Genomic DNA, 21,175 nt, shown 5'->3' on the forward strand with positions numbered 1-21,175 from the left:
GACCGCTCCGGGTGCCCGGAGCTTCTCAGCCTTTGCCGGCATGTCCTCCTCCGGCAGCGAGGGATGACTGGCGATCAGCGAACGGGTGTAGGCATGCGCCGGCGCCGCAAGCAGACCGCGCTTCTCTCCAATCTCCACCAGTCGACCTTGCCACATCACCGCGATGCGGTCGCAGACTTGGGCGACGATGCCGAGATCGTGGGTGACCAGGATCACCGAGAGTCCGCGCCTGGCGCGGATGTCCATCAGAAGCCGCAGGATCTGAGCCTGTATCGTCACGTCGAGTGCCGTCGTCGGCTCGTCGGCGATTAGGATCCTGGGATTGCTCGATAGCGCCGCGCCGATCATGGCGCGCTGGCGCATGCCGCCGGAGAATTCGTGCGGGTAGCTATCGTATTGCCGATCCGGATCCGGAAACCCGACCTGGGCGAGGATATCCACCGCCGCGGCGCGCGCCGCCTTGGGGTCCAGCCGCTGGTGAAAGCGGATGCCCTCGGTGATCTGGTCGCCGATCCTCATGACCGGGTCGAGATGGCTGCTCGGATTCTGAAAGATCATGCCGATTTCACCGCCGCGCACCGCGAGCATCTCGGCTTCCGGCGCGGTCGTCAGCTCACGCCCGGAAAGTGTGATCGAGCCACCGCTGATCCTGAGCCTGCTCGATGGCAGCAGCCTAACAAGTGAGCGGCAGAGCAGGCTCTTGCCCGACCCGCTCTCGCCGACCAGCCCGAGCACTTCTCCCGGGGCGAGATCGAGCGACACGGCATCAAGCAGGGTACGCTCCCCGCCGTCACCGTCATGGACGACCGTCAGGTCGGTGACCTTGAGCAGCGCCGCGATCACTCGTGAAGCCCGAACAAATCGGCCAGCCCGTCGCCGATCATGCTGAAGGCGAAGGCGAGCGTCACGATCGCAAGCCCCGGGAACAGTGTAATCCACCAGGCGGTGGTGACGAAGGCTTGGCCTTCCGCCACCATCACGCCCCACTCAGCGACTGGCGGCTGCACGCCCAGCCCGAGATAGCTAATGGCCGCGCCACTCAGCAGGACGAGGACCGCGTCGGACATCGCGAAGACGACCGAGCCGGCAGCGGCATTGGGCAGGAGGTGACGGAACATGATGCGCATGCGGCTGAAGCCGAGGCTGACCGCCGCAACCGCGTAGTCGTGGTTCTTGAGCACGAGCATCTGGGCGCGGATGAGCCGCGCGTAGGAAACCCAGCCGACGAGGGCCATGGCGATGTAAAAACTGGCCAGGCCAGGCCCGAGGATCGCAATGATCGACAGCATCAATACCAGGAACGGGAAGGCCAAGATGACGTCGACCAGCCGCATGAAGATGGCGTCGACTATCCCGCCGAAGAACCCGGCTACCGTGCCCAGCGTGGTGCCGATGAGAAAGGGAAAGACAACGCCGATGACGGCGATCTTGAGGTCGATGCGCGTGCCCCAGATGACGCGCGAGAGGATGTCGCGGCCGAAATTGTCGGTCCCGAACGGGTGCAGCCAGGACGGCCCCTGGAGCCGTGCTGTCGCATCCTGGGCGATCGGATCGTAGGGCGCGATCAGCGGCGCGCCGAGCGCGAGGACGACGAACGCCCCAAGCAGGAAGACGCCGGCCGCCAGCGTACCGCGGCGGCGAAAGCGGCCCTGCCTGCCGAGCGCGGGCGCGGCCAAGGGGTCGCTCACAGCTTCACCCTCGGATCGAGAGCCACCGTGACGATGTCAGCCAGGAAGTTGATCAGCACGGTGGCGCAGGCGAAGACCATCGCCACGCCCTGCACGACCATGTAGTCGCGCGAGAAGATGGCGCGCACCAGCAGCTGGCCCATGCCGGGCAGCGCGAAAACGGTCTCCACCACGACGGTGCCGCCTAGCAGCCAACCTATGTTTACGGCGAGAAGGTTGACGGTCGGCACCAACGAATTTGGCAGCACGTGGCGCCAGAACACGATGCTCTCCGGCATGCCGCGCGCGCGCGCGGCAGTGGCCACGTCGGACTTCAAGCCTTCGACCATCGCCGCACGCAAGCTGCGCGCCAGAACGGTCGACAGCGACAGCGAGACAGTGAGGCTCGGCAGCACGAGATGTGCAAGCTTTTCAGAAAGCGTGTTGCCGTAACCGGACACCGGGAGAATGGCGAGTTCGACGCTGAACAGGATGATCAGCATCAGGCCGAGCCAGAAGGGCGGGAAGCCGATGCCGAAGGTGGAAACGATGCGGATTACTTGGTCGGCCAGCCTGCCCTGATTGCGCGCCGCGATCGCCGCCACTGGCACGGCGATCAATACCGACAGCACAACGCTGCAAAGCACCAGCGTCATAGTGGGCTCGATGCGCGTGGTGATCAGCTTCAGCACATCGATCTTGTAGAGGATCGAGCGCCCCATCTCGCCGTCCGCGAGGTTGCGCAGGAAGTAGAAATACTGGGCGAGCATGGGCTCATCGAGGCCGTACTGCGCGCGGATGCGGGCGATCGCTTCGGGGGTGGCGCGGGCGCCGAGCAGAACGCGGGCGGGGTCGCCAGGAATGAGCCGGACCAGGACAAAGGTAACGACGCTGACGCCGAACAGGACCGGAACAAGCTGGATCGGGCGATAGAGGACAAACTTGTACCGATGCATGTCTCACCGTTCCAATGTTCAGTGCTTCATGTCTTCGCCCCGTGACGCGACAGGAAGTCGATCAGCACGCGGTAGTAGTCCTCAGGGTTCTCATAGAAGGGCATGTGGCTGGAATTGCGCATGATGCTCACTTCCGCTTTGGGCATGGCAGTTTTCATGCGCAAAGCGCAGGCGGGTGTCAACTCCTCGCCATTGACGATGAGCCCCGGGCCGCTAGCGACTACGCGACGGTCGCCAAGATGAGAAATTGACTTCCGGCGCCCGGTATCGACTATACGCTCCGTCTCAGGCAACAGCATCGGGAGTCCCGCGGTGGCGAGCAAGGTCCATCTTTCATCCCTGAAGCGGTCGCTCGACGCCCTGCCTGAAAGGTTCAAGGGTCCGGGCGGCGTCGTGGGCGTCGTGGCCGACGGCGAGGTGCTGGCCCGGCAGGCATGGGGATATGCCGACCTGGCGAGCGGCCAAGCAATGACGACCGCCACCCGGCTGCCGATCTGCTCGATCAGCAAGCAGTTCACGTGCGGCGTGCTTCTGGATCTTGTGGGCGACCCTGCTCGCTTCGACGACCGTGTGGAGGAGTTCCTGCCGCGCCTCGAGGGCCGGTTGCCGCGTGTGGCGGACTTCTGCAACATGCAATCGGGCCTGCGGGACTACTGGGCGCTGACCGTCGTGCATGGCGCGCAGCCCGAAGGCGTCTTCGGCCGCGACGACGCCAAGCCGCTTCTCGCCCGCATGCGTACCACCCACTTCGAGCCCCGCAGCAGCTATTCCTATTCCAACAGCAATTTCCGCATCCTGTCCGACCTGCTGGAAGATTTCGCGGGCCGTTCGCTGGCTGAGCTTTACGCCGACCGGTTGTTTGGACCTGCGGGCATGGAAACCGCGCTTCTGACTGCCGACACCAGCAAGCCTGTGGATGGCGTGATTGGCTACGAAGGCACCGACCAGGTCGGCTTCTTTCCCGCCACGAATCGCATCTTCTGGACCGGCGATGCCGGCATCTCGGCTTCGCTGGACGACATGCTGGCGTGGGAGCGCCATATCGATGACACCCGCGACGAGGATGACGGCCTCTATCGGCGTTTGTCGCTGCCGCAGACGTTCAGCGACGGCGCACCTGCGCTCTATGGCAATGGCCTTGCGCACGAGACGGTGGACGGCGTCGCCGTGACGGGGCACGGGGGTGCCTTGCGCGGCTTCCGCCTGCAGCGCATGCATGCGGCGTCGAAGCGGTTGTCGGTGGTCGTCCTGTTCAACCATGAGGCCGATGCCCATGGGGCGGCGCGCATGGTGCTCCGCGCGGTCCTTGGTCATGATGAGATCCCGGCTTCCGACCACCCAGCCGATCCGACCTGGAACGGCCACTATCTGGACAAGACGAACGGCCTTCTGCTCAGTGTAAAGACGGATGGCGCCATGCTCGATGCACACTATGCCACCGCGTCCGACCGACTGCGTCTCAACTCCAAGAACAGTGCCGAGGCGCCCTCGATGACGCTGACGCGTGATGGCGACGCCGTCCGGTTGAACCGCGCAGGTGAAAATCTCAGCGCTCGTGCGGTCCGCGTCACTGGGGAGGCCAGCCCAGGGCTTGAAGGAAAATACTTCTCCAGCGAACTGGACGCTTGGCTGGAGATCGACAGGGCCGGCACCGCGCTGTTTGGCCGCTTCGAAGGCCTGTTGGGTCGCGGCCCCATGCACACGATCTACCCGGTAGGGCGGGATGTCTTCGTCCTGTCTTGCCAGCGTTCGATGGACGCTCCCGCGCCAGGCGACTGGACCATCCAGATCGTACAGGACTCTGCAGAAGGCATTCGCGGCCTCGTCGTTGGCTGCTGGCTGGCCAGGAACATCGCCTACGCGAAAGTCCACTGAAGGCCGCTTAATCGCGTTCTGAAAGATCCGACCGATTGTCGTCGCGCAAGCGGCATGGATGATCGGACCGTCCGCGAAGCAACGACCCATCCGGGCGGCGGAATGCATTCAGGAAGCTGAACATTCGAGCGTACTCAGCACTTCCCGGGGTCGGAGACGGAGGCTGACTTCTACGACCGGGAGGTGGCGCAAAGCGGACAGGTTCCACGATCGGCCAGTGCGCAGTTAATCGACCACCACTCAAGGAATCAGCACGACCTTGCCGGTCGAGCGGCGCTCCTCCAGCGAGCGGTGCGCTTCGTTGGCCTGGTCGAGCGGGTAGCGGCCGCCTTGCGTCACGGCAAGCTGGCCGCTGGCGGCCAGCTCGAAAAGCTCCGACAGGCTGGCCCTGAGGCCATCGGCAGAGAGCAGCGGAAGCAGGGCAAAACCTCGCAGGGACTGGTTTCGGGTAATCACCGCTTCCAGGTCCGAGGCGCCGATCGCGTATCTGCCCAGCGCCGCAAAGACCAGCTCTCCGCAAGGCGCGAGAGCTTGCAGCGATGCCGCAGTCATCGAGCCGCCGACAATGTCGTAGACGACATCGACGCCGGCGCCGCCAGCCGCCTCCCGCACACGCATCGGCCAATCCGACGCGCTGTAGTCGACCGCGGCATCGGCGCCAAGCGACAGGGCAAGATCGAGCTTGGCCCTGCTGCCGGCGGCCGCGATCACGGTGCTGGCGCCCTGGCGTTTGGCAAGTTGGACAAGCAACGAGCCGACACCGCCCGCGGCTGCAGTGACCAGCACCGATTTGCCGGCTGGCGGGCTTTGCCGCAGCAGATGAAAAGCCGTCAGTCCCTGCACCATCAACGCCGTCGCGTCTTCGAATGAGAGCGCGTCGGGCAAAGGCACGGCCAGCGATGCGTCGATCGTCACATAGTCGGCATAGCCGCCAAACGGGCGCTTCGAAGCGAACAGCGGCGCCGCCACGCGTCTCCCGGTCAGCGAGGTGTCCACGCCTTGACCAAGCGCCTCTACTGTGCCGGCAGCCTCGACGCCGAGGATGACAGGCAAGTCCGGCGTCACCGCGTAGCGATCCCCGCGCATCAACACTTCGAAGAAATTCACGCCGGCCGCATGAACGCGGATCAGCACCTCGCCTGCTTGCGGCTCTGGCTTCGGCATCTCGACGACGTCCAGGACCTCGGGACCGCCGAAACGGTTCAGCTGAATGGCTCTCATGGCATGCACCCATCGCTATGGCATCGGCTGCTGTTTGCCACTATCTGCCTGATCGCGACTACACACTCATTTGTCCCCTGCTGACCAGGAGGTGACCATGACAATGCCGACCAAAAGGGGGCCGACCAAAAGGCTGCTCAAGAGACTGCCTCTGCTGCCGGCGGAACGCGCGCTGAAAGTGATCTCGGGCCGATGGAAGGCTGTCATTCTCTATCATCTCTTCGACGGCCCCCGGCGGCTGTCGGCGCTGAAGACGCTGGTGCCTGATATCACCCAGAAAGTGCTGATCCAGCAGCTTCGCGAAATGGAGGAACACGGCCTTGCCAGACGCGAGATCTTTGCCGAGATTCCCTCACGCGTCGAATATTCGGCGACGCGCCTCGGCCTCAGCCTCGAGCCTATCCTTCTGGCGCTCTGTGAGTGGGGCCAGCACCATGCGGATGAGCTGAACGAGATGGACCGCCTCGCCGACTGTATCATCAGGCCTCGGCAGGCGCGCCCGCCAGCCATCGCCTGAATACCAGCCATCGCCTGAACCAAAAGGGCGACGCAAGCGCCGCCCCCGGAATCCTTCTAGGTATGAATCTTTGGGAGGATTGTTCTGGTCTGCGGTTCAGGCCGCCTTGACTTCCTCGGCCACCGCGTCGGCCTGGCGCGCCGCCTTCAGCACTTTGGCCCACCATGCAACGTCGTTGACCAGCGCGGTCGCCGCCTGGTTCAGGTGCTCGAGCTCCTCGAGCTTCTTTTCACCTTGCCGGACGGCAAGGAAATCGCCCCAGGCGATATGGACGGCGGACTTGACCGGCGCCATCTGCAGCTCGACCGCATGCAATCTGAGCTGCTCGACGGCACGCGCGCCGCCGACGCTGCCATAGCCGACGAAGCCGGCCGGCTTCTTGTTCCATTCATTGGCGGCGTAGTCGATCGCGTTCTTCAGCACGGCGGTCGGGCCATGGTTGTATTCGGCGGCTGTGAAGATGAAGCCATCGAACTCGGCGACCTTCTTCTGCCAGCGCTTTGCCACTTCATTCTGCGACGGCGCCCAGGCGGACGAGGCGACCTCGTCGAAGAACGGCAGCGGGAAGTCGCGCAGATCGACCACTTCCACGTCGATGTCGGCATGCGACCTGGCGATCTTGGCGATCCACTGGGTCGGAACGTCGGCGAAGCGTGCGGCGCGGGTCGATCCGACGACAATGGCGATTTTGGGTTTGGACATAGAGGGGCTCTCCTTCAGGCGAATTTCTGGTATCGTTTAGATACCTGAGCTATATGAGTGACTGTGCCGACGAGGCGCAAGGAGGCACCTTTTTGATACCAAGGCACCCGCACCGCACCGAGGACTGCCGCGCCATCTCGGAAATCCTGCAGCGCGTCGGCGACAAATGGACCGTACTCGTCGTCGGCAAGCTCGGTGACGGGCCGCTGCGCTTCAACGAATTGCGCAGCGCCGTCGGCGGCATTTCGCAGAAGATGCTGACCACCACATTGCGCGGGCTGGAGCGCGACGGCTTCGTCACCCGCACCGTGTTTCCGACAATTCCGCCTCGCGTCGATTATGAGCTGACCGACCTTGGCTACGAGTTGCTTGTGCCGGTCGGCGCGCTTGGCGAATGGGCGCGCAAGAACACCGAGCGGGTCAAGGCCGCGCGCGAAAAGTTCGATGAGATCCATGCCTGAAACTCTTGCGCTGCAAGGCTTTGCGGCAGCGAGCCGTTTGTCTCGCCGTCCTTCTCCCCTTGTGGGAGAAGGTGACCTCGCGAAGCGAGGTCGGATGAGGGGTGTTCCAGCTTGGCACCAACGACGATCCTTCCAACACCCCTCAACCGTCTTGGCGCTGCGCGCCAATCCACCTTCTCCCACAAGGGGAGAAGGTTAACTCAGGCCTCCGCCGGAACCGCCTTCGGCTTGCCTTCGCCGTCCAGCGCCACCATGACGAAGTCGGCGTGGGTGACCTTTTCCATCAGGTCGGAGAGGTAGCGCTGCGCCCATGCCTCGACCTTGAGCGTCATCGAGGTGCGGCCGACGCGCTCGACATGCGTATAGATGCACAGCGTGTCGCCGATCTTCATCGCCTTGGCGAACGACATTTCCTTCACCGCTGCCGTCACCACGCGGCCCTTGGCGCGCTCGGCGGCGCGGATACCGCAGGCCAGGTCCATCTGCGCCATCACCCAGCCGCCAAAAATGTCGCCCGCCGCATTGGCGTCCGAAGGCATGGCCAAGGTCCTCAGCGTCAGATCGCCAATCGGCCGCCCGTCCGCGTAATGCACCATGCGACAAATCCCCTCGATATCGATCTTCTCCCGTATCGGGATGGCACCGATGCGTCAACGCGCACAGCCAGGTGCTAGACTGCGCACAGTGCGTTGAGAAAGGCAGACATGAAACTTAGCTCTCGCCTCTGACATCAGATCTATGGCCCGCGCTCGAGGAACTGTTCGGTGAGAGCGCCGTCTGCAGTCGCTGTTGGTGTATGTACGGGCGTATCGGCAGTTCTTATCGAAAGCGACCAGGCGAGGAAAACAAGGCTGCGTTCCGGCAAGCCATCGAGCATGGTCCGCCTCCAGGCGTACTCGCTTTCGACGGCGGTACTGCTGTCGGCTGGTGCCAGGTGATGCCCCGCGATGCCGTGCCCTGGCTCGATCGGCTGTGGCAGTTGAAGCGAGTGGATGACGTGCCGGTCTGGTCCTTGTCCTGCCTCTACGTACGAAAAAAATACCGCCGGCAAGGCATCACATCTCACCTGATCGCAGCGGCGCTGGAAGCTGCAAGGCGGGCTAACGCCCCTGCACTTGAGGCCTATCCTTTTGATGCCGACGTATCGCCGAGCGCATCCGGCAGTGGATACGCCTCCACCTTCGCTCGCGCCAGGTTCAGGGTCGTCGCTCGCAGGGTGCCAGCCCGCCCGATCATGCGTTATGATTTCAAGCAAAATGCTGATGATGGCGTATGATGCTCCGACGCTTATCCGTGAGGCAAAGGCCGCTTCGGGCAGGGCACCAAATGCAAACGAAGGTACCGGTCGCTTTTTTCACAGGCGATGCCGGAAGCACCGGTGATCGCGGCGGCTTGCGGCGTCTAGGTTGAGCGAAATTTCGGAGCCGACCGCAGCCATCATGCAGACCTATGATTTCATCATCGTTGGCTCCGGCTCGGCCGGCTCGGTCGTGGCCGAAAGACTTTCGGCCTCGGGCCGCTTCTCGGTTCTGGTGCTCGAGGCCGGCGGCAGCGACCGGCGTTTCTACGTCCAGATGCCGCTCGGCTACGGCAAGACCTTCTTCGACCCTGCGGTCAACTGGAACTACAAGACCGAGCCGGAGCCCGGCCTCGCCGGCAATGTCGACCACTGGCCGCGCGGCAGGCTGCTCGGCGGCTCGAGCTCGATCAACGCCATGGTCTGGATCAGGGGCGCGCGCGAGGATTTCGACGCTTGGGCGGCGGCCGGCAATCCCGGCTGGGGCTTCGATGACCTGCTGCCCGTCTTCAAGGCGCTCGAGGACAATCAGGCCGGCGCCGACCAATGGCGCGGCGTTGGCGGCCCGCTGCATATCACCGACTGCTCGACCTTGGTCCATCCGCTCACAAAACGCTATCTGGCGGCCGCCAGTCAGGCCGGCCTGCCGTTCAACCCGGATTTCAACGGCGCCTCCCAGGAAGGCGCCGGCATCTATCAGATCACCACCAAAAACGGCCGCCGCATGTCGGCCGCCCGCGCCTTCCTGCGCCCGGCGATGAAGCGCAAAAACCTCCGCGTCGAGATCAACGCGCTGGCGACCAGGATCCTGTTCGAGGGCAAGCGCGCCGTCGGCATCGAGTATCTCCAAAATGGTGAGACGAAAACCACCCGCGCCGGCCGCGAGGTCATCCTGTCGGGCGGCTCGATCAACTCGCCGCAATTGCTGCAGCTTTCCGGGGTCGGCCCGTCGGCCCTGCTCGGCGCGCTCGGCATTGCCGTCGTCCACGCCAACGAGAATGTCGGGGCAAACCTGCAGGACCATGTCGGCATCAACTACACCTTCAGGGGCAGGCTGCCGACGCTCAACCAGATTCTACGCCCGTGGTGGGGCAAGCTCATGGTCGGCATGCAATATGTCCTCTTGCGCTCCGGCCCGCTGTCGCTGTCGATGAACAATGCCGGTGGCTTCTTCCGCACCGACCCGGCAGCGGCACGGCCCAACATGCAGCTTTATTTCCAGGCATTCTCGACCGTCATTCCGAAGAGCGGCGAGCGCCCGATTCTAACGCCCGACCCGTGGCCGGGCTTTTCCATCGGTCTGTCCAATTGCCGCCCGTCGAGCCGTGGCGAGATCATGATCCGCTCCGCCAATCCGCGCGATTATCCGAGGATCATCGCCAACGCCTTTTCGACCGAGGCTGATGTCGCCGAGATGCTGGCGGCGGTGAAATTCGTCAGGAAGATAGCCGCCATGCCGGCGATGGCCGAGATCATCGAGGAAGAGGTGTTGCCGGGCCCGTCGATCACCTCCGACGCGGATCTGATGCAGGATTTCAGGAAACGTTCGGGCACCGTCTACCACCCGGTCTCGACCTGCCGCATGGGGCCGGACGCTGCCCGCGCCGTCGTCGATCCGCGCCTGCGAGCTCACGGCCTCGAAGGCTTGCGGGTCATCGACGCCTCGATCTTTCCCGATAACATCGCCGGCAACACCAACGCCGCCTCGATCATGACCGGATGGAAGGGCGCCGAACTGGTTCTGGAGGATCAAAAATGAAAATCACCGACGTAAAAACCTGGGTTGTCGGCAATCCGCCGCCCGGCATCGGCGGCAAGTATTTCATCTTCGTCAAGCTCACCACCGACGGCGGCGTCGTCGGCTATGGCGAGGCCTACAATGCCACCTTCTCGGCTGATGTCACCGCGAGGATGGTCGAGGACATGGCCGAGCGCTATCTCATCGGCCGCGATCCGCACGACATCGAAAACTTCTTCCGCCGCGCCTATTCGTCGGGCTTCACCCAGCGCCCTGACGTGTCCGGCATGGGCTGTTTTTCGGCGCTCGAAATCGCCTGCTGGGACGTCATCGGCAAGGAGGCCGGCAAGCCGGTCTACAAGCTGCTCGGCGGGCAGGTGAACGAAACGCTTCGTTCCTATACATACCTCTATCCGCACAGCGGCAGCGTCCATTCGGAAGATGCCCGCGGCAACAACGTCTACAACGACCCCGACCTGGCGGCCGAATGCGCGCTCGAATATGTCGAGCAGGGTTTTAGTGCCGTCAAGCTCGATCCGGCCGGCCCCTACACCGCCTTTGACGGCCACCAGCCGCGCCTCGTCGACATCGATCTCTCCGCCCGCATGATCAAGGCGATCCGCGCGGCGGTCGGCACAAGGGCCGACATCCTGTTCGGCACGCATGGCCAGTTCACCGCATCGGGCGCGCTGCGCATGGCCCGCGCCATCGAACCTTACGACCCGCTGTGGTTCGAGGAGCCGGTGCCGCCCGACATGCCCGAAGTGATGGCGCAGGTGGCGCGCGGCACGTCGATCCCGATCGCCACGGGCGAACGGCTGACGACCAAGTTCGAGTTTGCCCGTGTCATCGAGAACCGCGCCGCGACCATTCTGCAGCCCGACCTTGGCCGCTCCGGCGGCATTCTCGAAACCAAGAAGATCGCCGCGATGGCCGAGGCCTATCACATCCAGATCGCCCCGCACTGCTATTGCGGGCCGATCGTCGGCGCGGCCAACATCCAGCTTGCCGTGACCTTGCCCAACTTCCTCATCCTGGAGTCGCTAAAGCAGTGGGACGGTTTTCACGAGAAGCTGCTGAAGAAGAAGATCGAGTGGCAGGACGGCAACGTCATTCCGTCGAAGGAACCGGGCCTTGGCGTCGAGCTCGACGAAGCCGTCTGCGAAGCGCATCCCTGGACCGGCACGGAGCTGCATTTGCAGATGATGCAGACGCCGTTGACGCCGTGAGCGCGCGCGAGCGTTACGCCTTCATCGGCCTTGGCCATCTCGGCGGTCACCTCGCCGCCAGCCTGATCCGCAATGGGTTCACCATCACCGTCTTCGACCGCGATCCCGCGGCTGTCGAGCGCCTCTTGACGCTCGGCGCGACCGCCGCAAAGAGCCCAGCCGAGGCAGCCGCCCTGGCCGGCAACGCCATCACATGCCTGCCGTCGCCTGATATCAGCGAGGCCGTGCTGGCCGGTCCCGGCGGATTGCTCGAAGGCCTGCGCAAGGGCGGAAGCTGGATCGAGATGTCGACCAATGGCCAAGACGAGATAGTGCGCCTTGCATCCATGGCTTCGGCATGCGGCGTCGAGACGCTCGAATGTCCAGTTACTGGCGGCGTGCATCTGGCGGCCGTCGGCAAGATCACCGCACTGGTCGGCGGTGATCCGGCACTCTATAAGCGCCACCGTCCGGCCATCGAGGCGATGTGCGCAAGGTCTTTCCTGATGGGGCCGATCGGTTCGGCGGCGGTGATCAAGGTCATCACCAACATGCTGGCCTTCATCCATCTTATCGCCGCCGGCGAAGCGCTCATGCTGGCCAGGAAGGGCGGGCTGGATCTTGCCCAGTCCTACCACGCCATATCAGCCTCGTCCGGCAACAGCTTCGTCCACGAGACCGAGAGCCAGCTGGTGCTGAACGGCTCCTACGACATCGGTTTCACCATGGACCTCGCATTGAAGGACCTGGGCTTCGCACTGGGCATGGCCGAGAAATTCGGCGCGCCGCTCGAGCTTGCCTCGCGCGTCAACGCCATATTCGAACAAGGCAGGGACACCTACGGCGGCAGCGCCTGGTCGACCATGATCGTCAAGCTTCTGGAAGATGCGGTCGGGACCGACCTTCGTGCGCCTGGTTTCCCCGCCAAGCTCGACGTCTGACATCAAGTAATTGTCACGCGATTTCAGTACATTGACTGGATCGCCGAAATCACGCCCGTAACGACCCGAATCAGTCTCTCAGCGCGTTGATTCAATACCTCAGCGTAAGCGCGCTCGGCAGGATCTCGAAGGTCGCCGGTATGCGCCCTGGCGATTCACCGTCTACGTCGACCAGCGCGCCGTTCTTCTGCACATCGCCCAATGGTTCGACAACCACTTTCTTGCCGCGCAAAATGGTGATCGCCGGATGGTTGCGATGCCGGCCGCCGTAGAGCAGACGGATGTCCCAGATCAGCTTCAGCTTGCCAGCCGCGCGCAGGATGACGATGTCGAACTGACCGTCGTCCAGTTCGGCATCTGGCGCGATCATCATGCCGGCGCCGAAGAACTTTCCGTTGGCCACCGCCACCAGCGCGACACGCGCCTCGACCGGGACGCCATCGTCGACGGTGATCACGACGTCCTGGAACCGGTAGCGCATGAATTCCCACACGGTGCGCCAGTAGAACAGCGCCTTGGCCGACACATTGCCCTTGCGCTTGTCGGCGTTGACCGCGCGGTCGGTGGCGCCCGACAGACCGAGGCTGGCGATGTTGATGAAATGGCGGCTGGCCAGGGCGCCATGGTCGTCGACATAGGAGATGCGGCCGGCATCGACCTTACGGGCCTTGGCCTCGGCGATGCGCTTCAGCGTCAAGTCGACCTCGTCCGAAAGACCGAGCCCGCGGGCGAAATCGATGCCGGCGCCGCAAGGCAGCAGGCCGAGCTCGGCCGTCCGGCCGCTTTCCGCAAACGCCTGCAGCAGCCCGTCGGCGACTTCGCTGGCGGTGCCGTCGCCGCCCGCCGCGATCACCAGGTCGAAGCCGCTTGCCGCAAGGACCAGCGCCAGCCGTTCGGCGTCGCCGGTCGCCTGCGTCTCGCGCATCTCGAAATCGCCGAAATGTTTCCTGAGCGAAGCGCTGACCTCGGGCCAATGCCGCTTGAGCCAGCCGCCGCCGGCAATCGGATTGAGAACCACCCCGACCTTCAAGATAGCCCTCCCCAAAGGTCAGCAACGACACTGCTGTCCTAAAATCCTTCGCCGGCATTGAAGCCCGCGCCGCAGTGTGGGGCAAGGGCAGAATCCTGCAGCTCGCCGCAGGATGGGCGTGTCCCGCCCCGCATCCCGGCAAAATAAACGCGCCAATGCAGGCCTTGGTCCCCGATAATCCCGCTATCCACAGGCTCGCAGCCGTTTCGCCAAACCCTTACTCGGCGTACATTAAACCCATCTCAGGCGGCTACCGATTGCCAAGTCGAAAGGCGAAGCGAAACGGCGGATTTCCTGAGGCCCGTACGGCCCCGAACGAAGGCAGGCTTGCCTGTTTTGAGGACCGAGACCTACGGGGCCGCGGAAAGCGTGCGAACGCCTACGGCGGACCGATGCTGCCATGAAGGACGGCAAAAGCCTTCGATGGCGCGCTGGACGAAGCTTGCAAGGGTGGAGACTGGCGAGGTCCCGAACGGACGCTGCGCTCGGGCGGTGACTGGCAGGACCGTTAACATCAAGGCCGGCACGGCGCGACGTCTTTACGGAAGTTGCTGCCGCGGCCGTGTCCTGATCTGACAGGGAGGCGCTGGGAGCAATCCCGGCGCCGACTGTTTTTTGGGCTGCTCTCGCGATTTGACCGCCTGTCTCACGCGGTTCGCCCGGAGGGAAGCTTCCTGGTGTTGGTTCAGAAACTGGCAGCAGACCTCACGTTCGGGCTAACCCGCCGCCGCGTCCTTTGCGCCGATCTTGCGCACCAGCGCCGCCGTCGCCAGCATCGCCCCGATGTCGGCGATGATAGGCGCGACATGCTTGGCGTAGTCGAGGGGCACCGAGATATCAGGCAGCTCGAAGAAATTCCTCGTCTGCGGCAGGAGTAAAAAGCCGTCGCTGCCATTGAGCGCGACCCGCGCCGGATCATCAGGCCATGTCTCCTTGAGCCATGTCAGTGCCTGCGCCAGCCTGCCGCTCACCAGCGGCTGCGCCGCCTCGATGTTGTCGCTGCGGAAGTCGTAGGCAGCATCGAGTTCGGGCACCCCGCATGACAATTCCTGCATCTTGCTGGCGAACATGCCGCGGAAGAACCCGACGGCCATGTCAGTCCGGCGCGCCGCCACCAATATGCCGGGGAACGGCACCATAGTCTCGAAGGCGACGACGATCCCCTTGAATGCTATCGTGCCGCCCGTGCCTTGCCGGAGATCGGCTTCGTAAAGCTCGAACGGAAATCCCTCGTAGCGGCCGGAGACGATGTCGTCGAAGCGTTTGGTGTTGAACGTGCCGATCGTCTCGCGCGGCAGCCGGTCGAACGAATTCGGCGTCACCTCATGCTGGTAGCGCATATCCCTGATAAAACCGAAGATGATCGGCAGCAGTGTCTTGCGGTGCTGCAACCTGCTCGTCGGCTTGGTCGCCTGGAAATAGAGCAGGATCGCCGCCACCAACCCGACGACATAGAGCAACACATGCGGTGTCGAGAACCATCGCTCGTATGGATCGGCGATCCTGTTGAAAAGCCAGGCGACGAGTGCCACGAACAACAGCACCAGTCCGATGAACAGCGGCACCCGCCAGCGGACTTGCCGGTAGGCCGAAGCCCTTTCGGCCTCGTAGGCCGCGAGATTGCTCTTGATGCCGGCGATGTCAGCTTCATCAGGCAAGAAATCCGCTGCTTCCATCGCCATCCCACCGTCGAGAGACCGAACACCCAGCTCGGACAATAGCCGATTTTGCGGAAAGTCGCGCGACCACAGCGTTGGGGTGGTGGTGAGCCCACACGATTTATCCGAGCCGCCAGTCAACTGTGGCCATCAATTCCGGTTACCAAAAACCGCCACGAAACGGTCCGTAACGTTTTGCCTCAATGCGCCCTCCAGCGCCTCAACCGGAACCAGCCGCTCATGGTCGCCGGCGCGCAGCCGCATGAAGGGATGCAGCCGATAGGCGGCAACGGCGCCACGCGTGCCCCCGTCAGCGCTGATATCGACGGTCAGGATGGCCCCGATGCGGCCGGGCCATGGCTGGCGCGCAAAGGCGGTGCCAAGAAAATCGCCGAGCCCATAGGCGACCAGCGCCTTGCCGATCCGCTCCACCGGCTGCACGACATGGGCATGATGGCCAGCGATCAGCCCGGCGCCTTGCGCGGCCAAATGGCGTGCCAATGTCCGAGTTTCAGCCTGTGGAAAATGCCGGAATTCCCAATCCCAATGTGGCACGGCGCAGGTAAGGTCGACGGCGTCGCGGCACGGCCATCGTGCCGGCTCGCCCTGCATCGACACACGGCCGGCGAACACCGCCGCGCCGGCGTTGCGCCACAGCGTGAAAGCGGCAAAGCCTATTGTCAGCGGCCCGACTGCGAGGCATTCGACCGGACCGGCGGCTGCGGTACCGATGTTGCGGATGCCAAGCCGTTCTAGCGCTGCCACGGTCTCGTCGAAGCCCTCGACGCCTTGGTCGAGCACATGGTTGTTGGCGAGCGACAGCACCAGTTTATCGCGCGAGATGCCGACGGCGGCCAACGCCTCGGCAAGGAACCGCTCGGTCATGGCATGATGGGTGCCAAGCTTCGTGCCCATCGCCGCGCTCGGCCGCTCCACCACCGGGCTTTCGCAATTGCCGACCACCAGATCGGCGGAGGCGAGCAGCGTGGCGATCGCCGGGTCGCATTGCGGCGCGCTGCGATTGGCCACCGCCGAGATATCGCCGACAAAGGCGAGCCGCACCGTCCGCGCCGGTGGCGGCTCGATCATGATTCCTGCCGCCGGCGCAAAGCCTTGTCGATCGCCGCTGAGCGACGGCTTCAAGAAGCGTGGCAGCCAGGACAATTTGTAGGAAAGCGGATAATTCGACACGCGCAGCCTGCACCGGGATGAACGGCCACGGTAGACGATGCGCCCGATATAGCGAAGCGCCTCCGTTCGCAATCGTGCGGCCAGATGCCCCGCAGTAGGCGCAACACACAAGATGCGTATATGGTTGCCGCCGAACGGCATACCGGAGGACAAAGATGACGCGATTTCCGAGCCTGCTGGCATCCGCCCTTCTTCTGCTGCTGCCGGTTGCTTCCGCCGGTGCCGCGGCCCGCGAACCGGCCGCCCTGTTCGAGGCAAAAACCGTAGCCGACCGCGACAGCACGCTTACCGCGCTGGAAGCCGCTGCGCCCACTGATCCTGCGTCGGCCTACGCCGCCGGCGCCGGCCAATTCTTCACCGCGCTGGAGATGCTGGCCGGCGGCCTGCACCGCCACGGTTTCGAAAGCCCGCAATCCTTCATACTGCCGCTGATGCGGCTGCCGGTGCCGGACAATCCCAATCCCGCGCCGCTGACCTACGACGGCTTCCGCGCCATCCTGATCGCCTTCCGCGATCGTCTGGAAAAGTCCGCCGCCACGCTTGGATCCGTGCCTGCTGATGCCGACATCGGCATCGAGGTCGACCTCACCCGCCTCGGCATCGATCTCAACGAGGACGGCCAGATCGCGCCGGACGAAAGTGCCGCCGCGATCATGGCGTGGCTGTCACGCGGCGGCGGTGCGCCAGACCCGGCCGCACCCGCCCTCACCTTCCGCTTCGACCGCGCTGACGGCTATTGGCTGCAGGGCTATGCCGAATTCCTGATGGCGCAGGCGGATTTCTGGCTGGCGCATGACTTCAGCAACGCCTTCGACGGCTCGTTCCACATGTTGTTTCCGCGCGCCAAACTGCCGCTGCAGGACACGCTCGTGCCGCTGGACGGCGGCATGAGCGGCGGCATGTTGTCGTCCGAATGGCGCATCGCCGATTTCATCTCGCTGGTGCATCTGGTCAACTGGCCGGTGGTCGAACCGGAGCGCCGGCAGGCGGCGCGTCGCCATCTCATGGAGATGATCCGGCTGTCCCGCGAAGACTGGAAGGCGATCCGCGCCGAGACCGACAACGACCGTGAATGGCTGCCCGGCCCGCAACAGAAAGGCGCCAGCCCGCTCACCGGCCTGGAGGTCGGCGAGGAGCAGGTCCAGGCCTGGCACGCCGCGCTTGATATGGCCGAGGACCTGCTCGAAGGCCGCATCCTGCTGTCGCATTTCCGCTTCGCCGACAAAGGCATCAACATGAAGCGCTTTTTCGACGAGCCAAAGCCCTTCGATCTGGTGCTGTCGATCACCGGCCCGGCCATCGCGCCCTATCTCGAGAGCGGAAAGATCCTCACCAGCGAAGAGTTCGATCAGATCCGGCGCCAGTTCGGCGGCGCCGGGTTTTTGACCTTTGCGCTGTGGTTCAACTGATGGCGCGTTCAACATCGCTCTTGACACCCTTGTGTCAGGAGCCTGGTTTCGTCTCGCACCGCGCGCCACTCCGCTCTTTCCATTTTGGCCGATACCTCCCATATTTGGGGCATGGCCAAACTTCCTGACAAAAAAACGCCGCCGCCGGCGCGTGACGATCGCGCTTCGCCGCCCAAGCGGCGCAGCCCGCTGACCGATTTCCTCGATGCGTCGGAGCCGCTGCACAAGCGCGGTTTTGCCGAGGCGCCGCAGGCTGAATTGTCAGGCACGCCGGTGACCGGCTCGATCGTCGATTGGGCCGAGCAGATCGAGCAGGAGGCCGAAAAGGAAGGGCGCCAAATCTCCCCCCTTGAGGGGGAGATGTCGCCTAAGGCGACAGAGGGGATCGGCAAAGGAAGCGCTCAACATAAGGGCACGCCGAGCGCTGCCGCACCGACCCCACCCGGCGGCTCCGCCGCCACCCTCCCTTCAAGGGGGAGGGAAGGCGCCAAGGCGAAAAAAATCCCCGAACGCTCCTCCTCCCCCGGCCGCACGGCACGCGGCACTTCGATGGGTGGCGCGGCTTCGGCGCGGGAGCGAACCGCGGCCGGCCTCAATCCGGTCGCCGGCCTCGATGTTTCGCTGGAGGAAGCCGAGACCATGGCCTCCGGCGGCGTCACCGCCACCGTTGCGGCGCTGTCGGCGCTGATCGAATCCGGCAACCCGCTGCACAAGGACGGCGTGCTGTGGACGCCGCATCGCCCGGCCCGGCCCGAAAAATCCGAAGGCGGCATCGCCATCAAGATGGTGTCGGATTTCGAGCCGGCCGGCGACCAGCCGACGGCGATCAAGGATTTGGTCGAAGGCGTCAACGACAGCGACCGCACCCAGGTGCTGCTCGGCGTCACCGGCTCGGGAAAAACCTTCACCATGGCCAAGGTGATCGAGGAGACGCAGCGCCCTGCCTTGATCCTCGCCCCCAACAAGACGCTGGCCGCCCAGCTTTATTCCGAATTCAAGAAATTCTTCCCGGAAAACGCCGTCGAGTATTTCGTCTCCTATTACGACTACTACCAGCCGGAAGCCTATGTGCCCCGGACGGATACCTTCATCGAGAAGGAATCATCGATCAACGAGCAGATCGATCGCATGCGTCATTCGGCGACGCGCTCGCTGCTGGAGCGCGACGATGTCATCATCGTCGCCTCGGTGTCCTGCATCTACGGTATCGGCTCGGTCGAGACCTACACGGCGATGACCTTCCAGATGCAGATCGGCGACCGGCTCGACCAGCGCGCGCTGCTCGCCGATCTCGTCGCCCAGCAGTACAAGCGGCAGGACATCAACTTCGTCCGCGGCTCGTTCCGCGTCCGCGGCGACACGATCGAGATTTTTCCGGCTCACCTTGAGGACCGCGCCTGGCGCATTTCGCTGTTCGGCGACGAGATCGAGGCGATCACCGAGTTCGACCCGCTGACCGGCCAGAAGACCGGCGAATTGAAGAGCGTCAAGATCTACGCCAATTCGCACTATGTGACGCCACGCCCGACATTGAATCAGGCCATCAAGTCGATCAAGGAAGAGCTCAAGCAGCGGCTGGTCGAACTCGAACGGGCAGGACGCCTGCTCGAGGCGCAGCGGCTGGAGCAGCGCTGCCGATTCGACCTCGAGATGCTGGAAGCCACCGGCTCCTGCGCCGGCATCGAGAACTATTCGCGCTATCTCACCGGCCGCCAGCCGGGCGATCCGCCGCCGACCCTGTTCGAGTACATCCCCGACAATGCGCTGGTCTTCATCGACGAAAGCCACGTTACCGTGCCGCAGATCGGCGGCATGTATCGCGGCGACTTTCGCCGCAAGGCGACGCTGGCCGAGTACGGTTTCCGTCTGCCGTCCTGCATGGACAACCGGCCGCTGCGTTTCGAGGAATGGGACGCGATGCGCCCGCTTTCGGTCGCGGTTTCGGCGACGCCCGGCGCTTGGGAGATGGAGCAGTCCGGCGGCGTCTTTGCCGAGCAGGTCATCCGCCCGACCGGCCTGATCGATCCGCCGGTCGAGGTGCGTCCGGCCAAGACCCAGGTCGACGACGTCGTCGGCGAAATCCGCGAAACCACCAAGGCCGGCTACCGCACGCTGGTCACAGTGCTGACCAAGCGCATGGCCGAGGACCTGACCGAATATCTGCACGAGCAGGGCATTCGCGTCCGCTACATGCACTCCGACATCGACACGCTGGAGCGCATCGAGATCCTGCGCGACCTGCGCCTCGGCGCCTTCGACGTGCTGGTCGGCATCAACCTTTTGCGCGAAGGCCTCGACATTCCCGAATGCGGCTTCGTCGCCATTCTCGATGCCGACAAGGAGGGTTTTCTGCGCTCCGAAACCTCGCTGATCCAGACCATCGGCCGCGCCGCCCGCAATGTCGACGGCAAGGTCATCCTCTACGCCGACCAGATCACCGGCTCGATGGAGCGGGCGATGGCCGAGACCAACCGCCGTCGCGAAAAGCAGATGGAGTGGAACGCGGCCAACGGCATCACCCCGGAATCGGTCAAGTCGCGCATCTCCGACATCCTCGACTCGGTCTACGAGAAGGACCACGTCCGCGCCGACATCTCGCAGTTCACCGACAGCGCCGGCGCGATGATGGGCAACAATCTTAAAGCCCATCTCGACGCGATGGACAAGCAGATGCGCGACACAGCCGCCAATCTCGATTTCGAGAAGGCGGCCCGCATCCGCGACGAGATCAAGCGGCTGCGCGAGATGGAGTTGTCCATCTCCGACGATCCGCTTGCCAAATATGCCGACATGGAAAGCCCGGTTTCGGGCCGCGAAAAGGGCAAGCACAACAAGGGCCGCGCCATCCACCGCACGGTCGACGAAGACGGCAAGGGTCTGTTCCGCAAGCCCGCGCTCGACGAGATGGGCGCCGACGGCGCCGTGCCGGTCAAGAAGCTGCTCTTCGCAAAACCCTCGCTCGACGCCATGGGCCCGGGCACCGATATGCCGACTCCCGCCGGTGCGGTGTCGCGCTCGCTGTTCAAGAAACAGTCGGCCGAAGAGGCGCACGGCCCCGATTTCGGCATCCCCGGCGAGCCAACCAAGCCGCTGTTCAAGAAGAACTCGCTGGATGAGATGACGGTGCGCCGGACCGAAAAGCCGATTGAGGGAAAAGTGCCGACCAAGCCACAGCCGATCTCCCCCCAAGTGGGGGAGATTGGCAACTTCAGCGCTTAGCTCACTTTTACACGCCCACTTGCCATCCGCCCCTCCCCTGGTGTAGCCAGTCTCACTACAACCCAAACGTCTTGAAAGGAGGGCT

Annotated in this window: 17 protein-coding genes and 2 pseudogenes; 9 read left to right on the forward strand and 10 right to left on the reverse strand. The window is 64.0% G+C overall.

Annotation, left to right across the window (positions count from 1 at the left end; all coding sequences use genetic code 11):
- Nucleotides 1-51: 51 nt before the first annotated feature.
- The 4 genes and pseudogenes from AC0L16_RS15025 to AC0L16_RS15040 all read right to left on the reverse strand — a co-directional run.
- Nucleotides 52-843: pseudogene (locus AC0L16_RS15025) on the reverse strand (ABC transporter ATP-binding protein); the annotation flags it as partial.
- Nucleotides 840-1,688, reverse strand: coding sequence for an ABC transporter permease (locus AC0L16_RS15030; protein WP_473621640.1), 849 nt, complete (start codon nt 1,686-1,688; stop codon nt 840-842). The gene AC0L16_RS15030 and the pseudogene AC0L16_RS15025, both read right to left, overlap by 4 nt.
- Nucleotides 1,685-2,623 carry an ABC transporter permease gene (locus tag AC0L16_RS15035; RefSeq protein WP_473621641.1) on the reverse strand — a complete coding sequence of 313 codons (939 nt, stop codon included), beginning with the start codon at nt 2,621-2,623 and terminating at the stop codon, nt 1,685-1,687. The genes AC0L16_RS15030 and AC0L16_RS15035 overlap by 4 nt, the downstream gene beginning before the upstream one ends.
- Before the next feature lie 26 nt (nt 2,624-2,649).
- A pseudogene (locus AC0L16_RS15040) lies at nt 2,650-2,832 on the reverse strand (alpha/beta fold hydrolase); the annotation flags it as partial.
- 103 nt (nt 2,833-2,935) lie between these two features.
- Between AC0L16_RS15040 and AC0L16_RS15045 the strand changes: the two are divergent.
- The gene (locus tag AC0L16_RS15045) at nt 2,936-4,498 is read left to right on the forward strand and encodes a D-aminopeptidase (RefSeq protein WP_473621643.1); all 1,563 of its coding nucleotides are present in this window, start codon (nt 2,936-2,938) and stop codon (nt 4,496-4,498) included.
- Nucleotides 4,499-4,738: 240 nt separating this feature from the next.
- On the opposite strand, the gene AC0L16_RS15050 is transcribed toward AC0L16_RS15045, so the two are convergent.
- Entirely contained in the window at nt 4,739-5,719 is a 981-nt protein-coding gene (locus AC0L16_RS15050) for a quinone oxidoreductase family protein (protein WP_473621644.1), read from the reverse strand.
- A gap of 97 nt (nt 5,720-5,816) precedes the next feature.
- Between AC0L16_RS15050 and AC0L16_RS15055 the strand changes: the two genes are divergently transcribed.
- Complete coding sequence (locus AC0L16_RS15055) at nt 5,817-6,236, forward strand: winged helix-turn-helix transcriptional regulator (protein WP_473621645.1); 420 nt, start codon at nt 5,817-5,819, stop codon at nt 6,234-6,236.
- A 96-nt stretch (nt 6,237-6,332) separates the two neighbouring features.
- Here AC0L16_RS15055 and AC0L16_RS15060 read toward each other — a convergent pair whose 3' ends face one another.
- A complete protein-coding gene (locus tag AC0L16_RS15060; RefSeq protein ID WP_077379930.1) occupies nt 6,333-6,938 on the reverse strand; it encodes an NADPH-dependent FMN reductase in 606 nt (201 codons plus the stop codon).
- A gap of 92 nt (nt 6,939-7,030) precedes the next feature.
- Between AC0L16_RS15060 and AC0L16_RS15065 the strand changes: the two genes are divergently transcribed.
- The gene (locus AC0L16_RS15065) at nt 7,031-7,399 is read left to right on the forward strand and encodes a winged helix-turn-helix transcriptional regulator (protein WP_167366537.1); all 369 of its coding nucleotides are present in this window, start codon (nt 7,031-7,033) and stop codon (nt 7,397-7,399) included.
- 200 nt (nt 7,400-7,599) lie between these two features.
- On the opposite strand, the gene AC0L16_RS15070 is transcribed toward AC0L16_RS15065, so the two are convergent.
- Nucleotides 7,600-7,995, reverse strand: coding sequence for an acyl-CoA thioesterase (locus AC0L16_RS15070; protein WP_473621647.1), 396 nt, complete (start codon nt 7,993-7,995; stop codon nt 7,600-7,602).
- A 200-nt stretch (nt 7,996-8,195) separates the two neighbouring features.
- Between AC0L16_RS15070 and AC0L16_RS15075 the strand changes: the two genes are divergently transcribed.
- The 4 genes from AC0L16_RS15075 (at nt 8,196) to AC0L16_RS15090 (ending at nt 12,583) form a co-directional block, all read left to right on the forward strand.
- A complete protein-coding gene (locus AC0L16_RS15075; protein WP_473621648.1) occupies nt 8,196-8,675 on the forward strand; it encodes a GNAT family N-acetyltransferase in 480 nt (159 codons plus the stop codon).
- 163 nt (nt 8,676-8,838) lie between these two features.
- A complete protein-coding gene (locus AC0L16_RS15080; protein WP_473621760.1) occupies nt 8,839-10,455 on the forward strand; it encodes a GMC family oxidoreductase in 1,617 nt (538 codons plus the stop codon).
- A complete protein-coding gene (locus tag AC0L16_RS15085) occupies nt 10,452-11,663 on the forward strand; it encodes a mandelate racemase/muconate lactonizing enzyme family protein (protein ID WP_473621649.1) in 1,212 nt (403 codons plus the stop codon). Before AC0L16_RS15080 ends, AC0L16_RS15085 begins: the two co-directional genes overlap by 4 nt.
- Nucleotides 11,660-12,583 (forward strand): NAD(P)-dependent oxidoreductase, encoded by a 924-nt coding sequence (locus AC0L16_RS15090; RefSeq protein ID WP_473621651.1) that lies wholly within the window; start codon nt 11,660-11,662, stop codon nt 12,581-12,583. The genes AC0L16_RS15085 and AC0L16_RS15090 overlap by 4 nt, the downstream gene beginning before the upstream one ends.
- 91 nt (nt 12,584-12,674) lie before the next feature.
- On the opposite strand, the gene AC0L16_RS15095 is transcribed toward AC0L16_RS15090, so the two are convergent.
- The 3 genes from AC0L16_RS15095 to AC0L16_RS15105 all read right to left on the reverse strand — a co-directional run bounded on the left by AC0L16_RS15095 (nt 12,675) and on the right by AC0L16_RS15105 (nt 16,462).
- Complete coding sequence (locus AC0L16_RS15095) at nt 12,675-13,613, reverse strand: diacylglycerol/lipid kinase family protein (RefSeq protein ID WP_473621652.1); 939 nt, start codon at nt 13,611-13,613, stop codon at nt 12,675-12,677.
- A 716-nt stretch (nt 13,614-14,329) separates the two neighbouring features.
- Nucleotides 14,330-15,289, reverse strand: coding sequence for a hypothetical protein (locus AC0L16_RS15100; protein ID WP_473621762.1), 960 nt, complete (start codon nt 15,287-15,289; stop codon nt 14,330-14,332).
- A 132-nt stretch (nt 15,290-15,421) separates the two neighbouring features.
- Nucleotides 15,422-16,462: a CapA family protein gene (locus tag AC0L16_RS15105; protein ID WP_473621653.1), complete on the reverse strand. Its 1,041-nt coding sequence runs from the start codon at nt 16,460-16,462 to the stop codon at nt 15,422-15,424.
- 155 nt (nt 16,463-16,617) lie between these two features.
- On the opposite strand from AC0L16_RS15105, the gene AC0L16_RS15110 reads away from it, so the two are divergent.
- Both AC0L16_RS15110 and uvrB read left to right on the forward strand, forming a co-directional pair.
- On the forward strand, nt 16,618-17,871 hold the full coding sequence (locus AC0L16_RS15110) for a hypothetical protein (protein WP_473621654.1): 1,254 nt from the start codon (nt 16,618-16,620) through the stop codon (nt 17,869-17,871).
- 111 nt (nt 17,872-17,982) lie between these two features.
- Entirely contained in the window at nt 17,983-21,090 is a 3,108-nt protein-coding gene (gene uvrB, locus AC0L16_RS15115) for an excinuclease ABC subunit UvrB (RefSeq protein WP_473621655.1), read from the forward strand.
- Nucleotides 21,091-21,175 lie beyond the last annotated feature (85 nt).

It is taken from the genome of Mesorhizobium sp. WSM4848 (genome assembly GCF_055811375.1).

Coding starts and splice junctions, on each gene's coding strand:
- AC0L16_RS15075 (WP_473621648.1), top strand. CDS start 8,196: ATGTACGGGCGTATCGGCAGTTCTTATCGAAAGCGACCAGGCGAGGAA.
- AC0L16_RS15070 (WP_473621647.1), bottom strand. CDS start 7,995: ATGGTGCATTACGCGGACGGGCGGCCGATTGGCGATCTGACGCTGAGG.
- AC0L16_RS15110 (WP_473621654.1), top strand. CDS start 16,618: ATGACGCGATTTCCGAGCCTGCTGGCATCCGCCCTTCTTCTGCTGCTG.
- AC0L16_RS15050 (WP_473621644.1), bottom strand. CDS start 5,719: ATGAGAGCCATTCAGCTGAACCGTTTCGGCGGTCCCGAGGTCCTGGAC.
- AC0L16_RS15100 (WP_473621762.1), bottom strand. CDS start 15,289: ATGGAAGCAGCGGATTTCTTGCCTGATGAAGCTGACATCGCCGGCATC.
- AC0L16_RS15055 (WP_473621645.1), top strand. CDS start 5,817: ATGACAATGCCGACCAAAAGGGGGCCGACCAAAAGGCTGCTCAAGAGA.
- AC0L16_RS15085 (WP_473621649.1), top strand. CDS start 10,452: ATGAAAATCACCGACGTAAAAACCTGGGTTGTCGGCAATCCGCCGCCC.
- AC0L16_RS15035 (WP_473621641.1), bottom strand. CDS start 2,623: ATGCATCGGTACAAGTTTGTCCTCTATCGCCCGATCCAGCTTGTTCCG.
- uvrB (WP_473621655.1), top strand. CDS start 17,983: ATGGCCAAACTTCCTGACAAAAAAACGCCGCCGCCGGCGCGTGACGAT.
- AC0L16_RS15080 (WP_473621760.1), top strand. CDS start 8,839: ATGCAGACCTATGATTTCATCATCGTTGGCTCCGGCTCGGCCGGCTCG.
- AC0L16_RS15060 (WP_077379930.1), bottom strand. CDS start 6,938: ATGTCCAAACCCAAAATCGCCATTGTCGTCGGATCGACCCGCGCCGCA.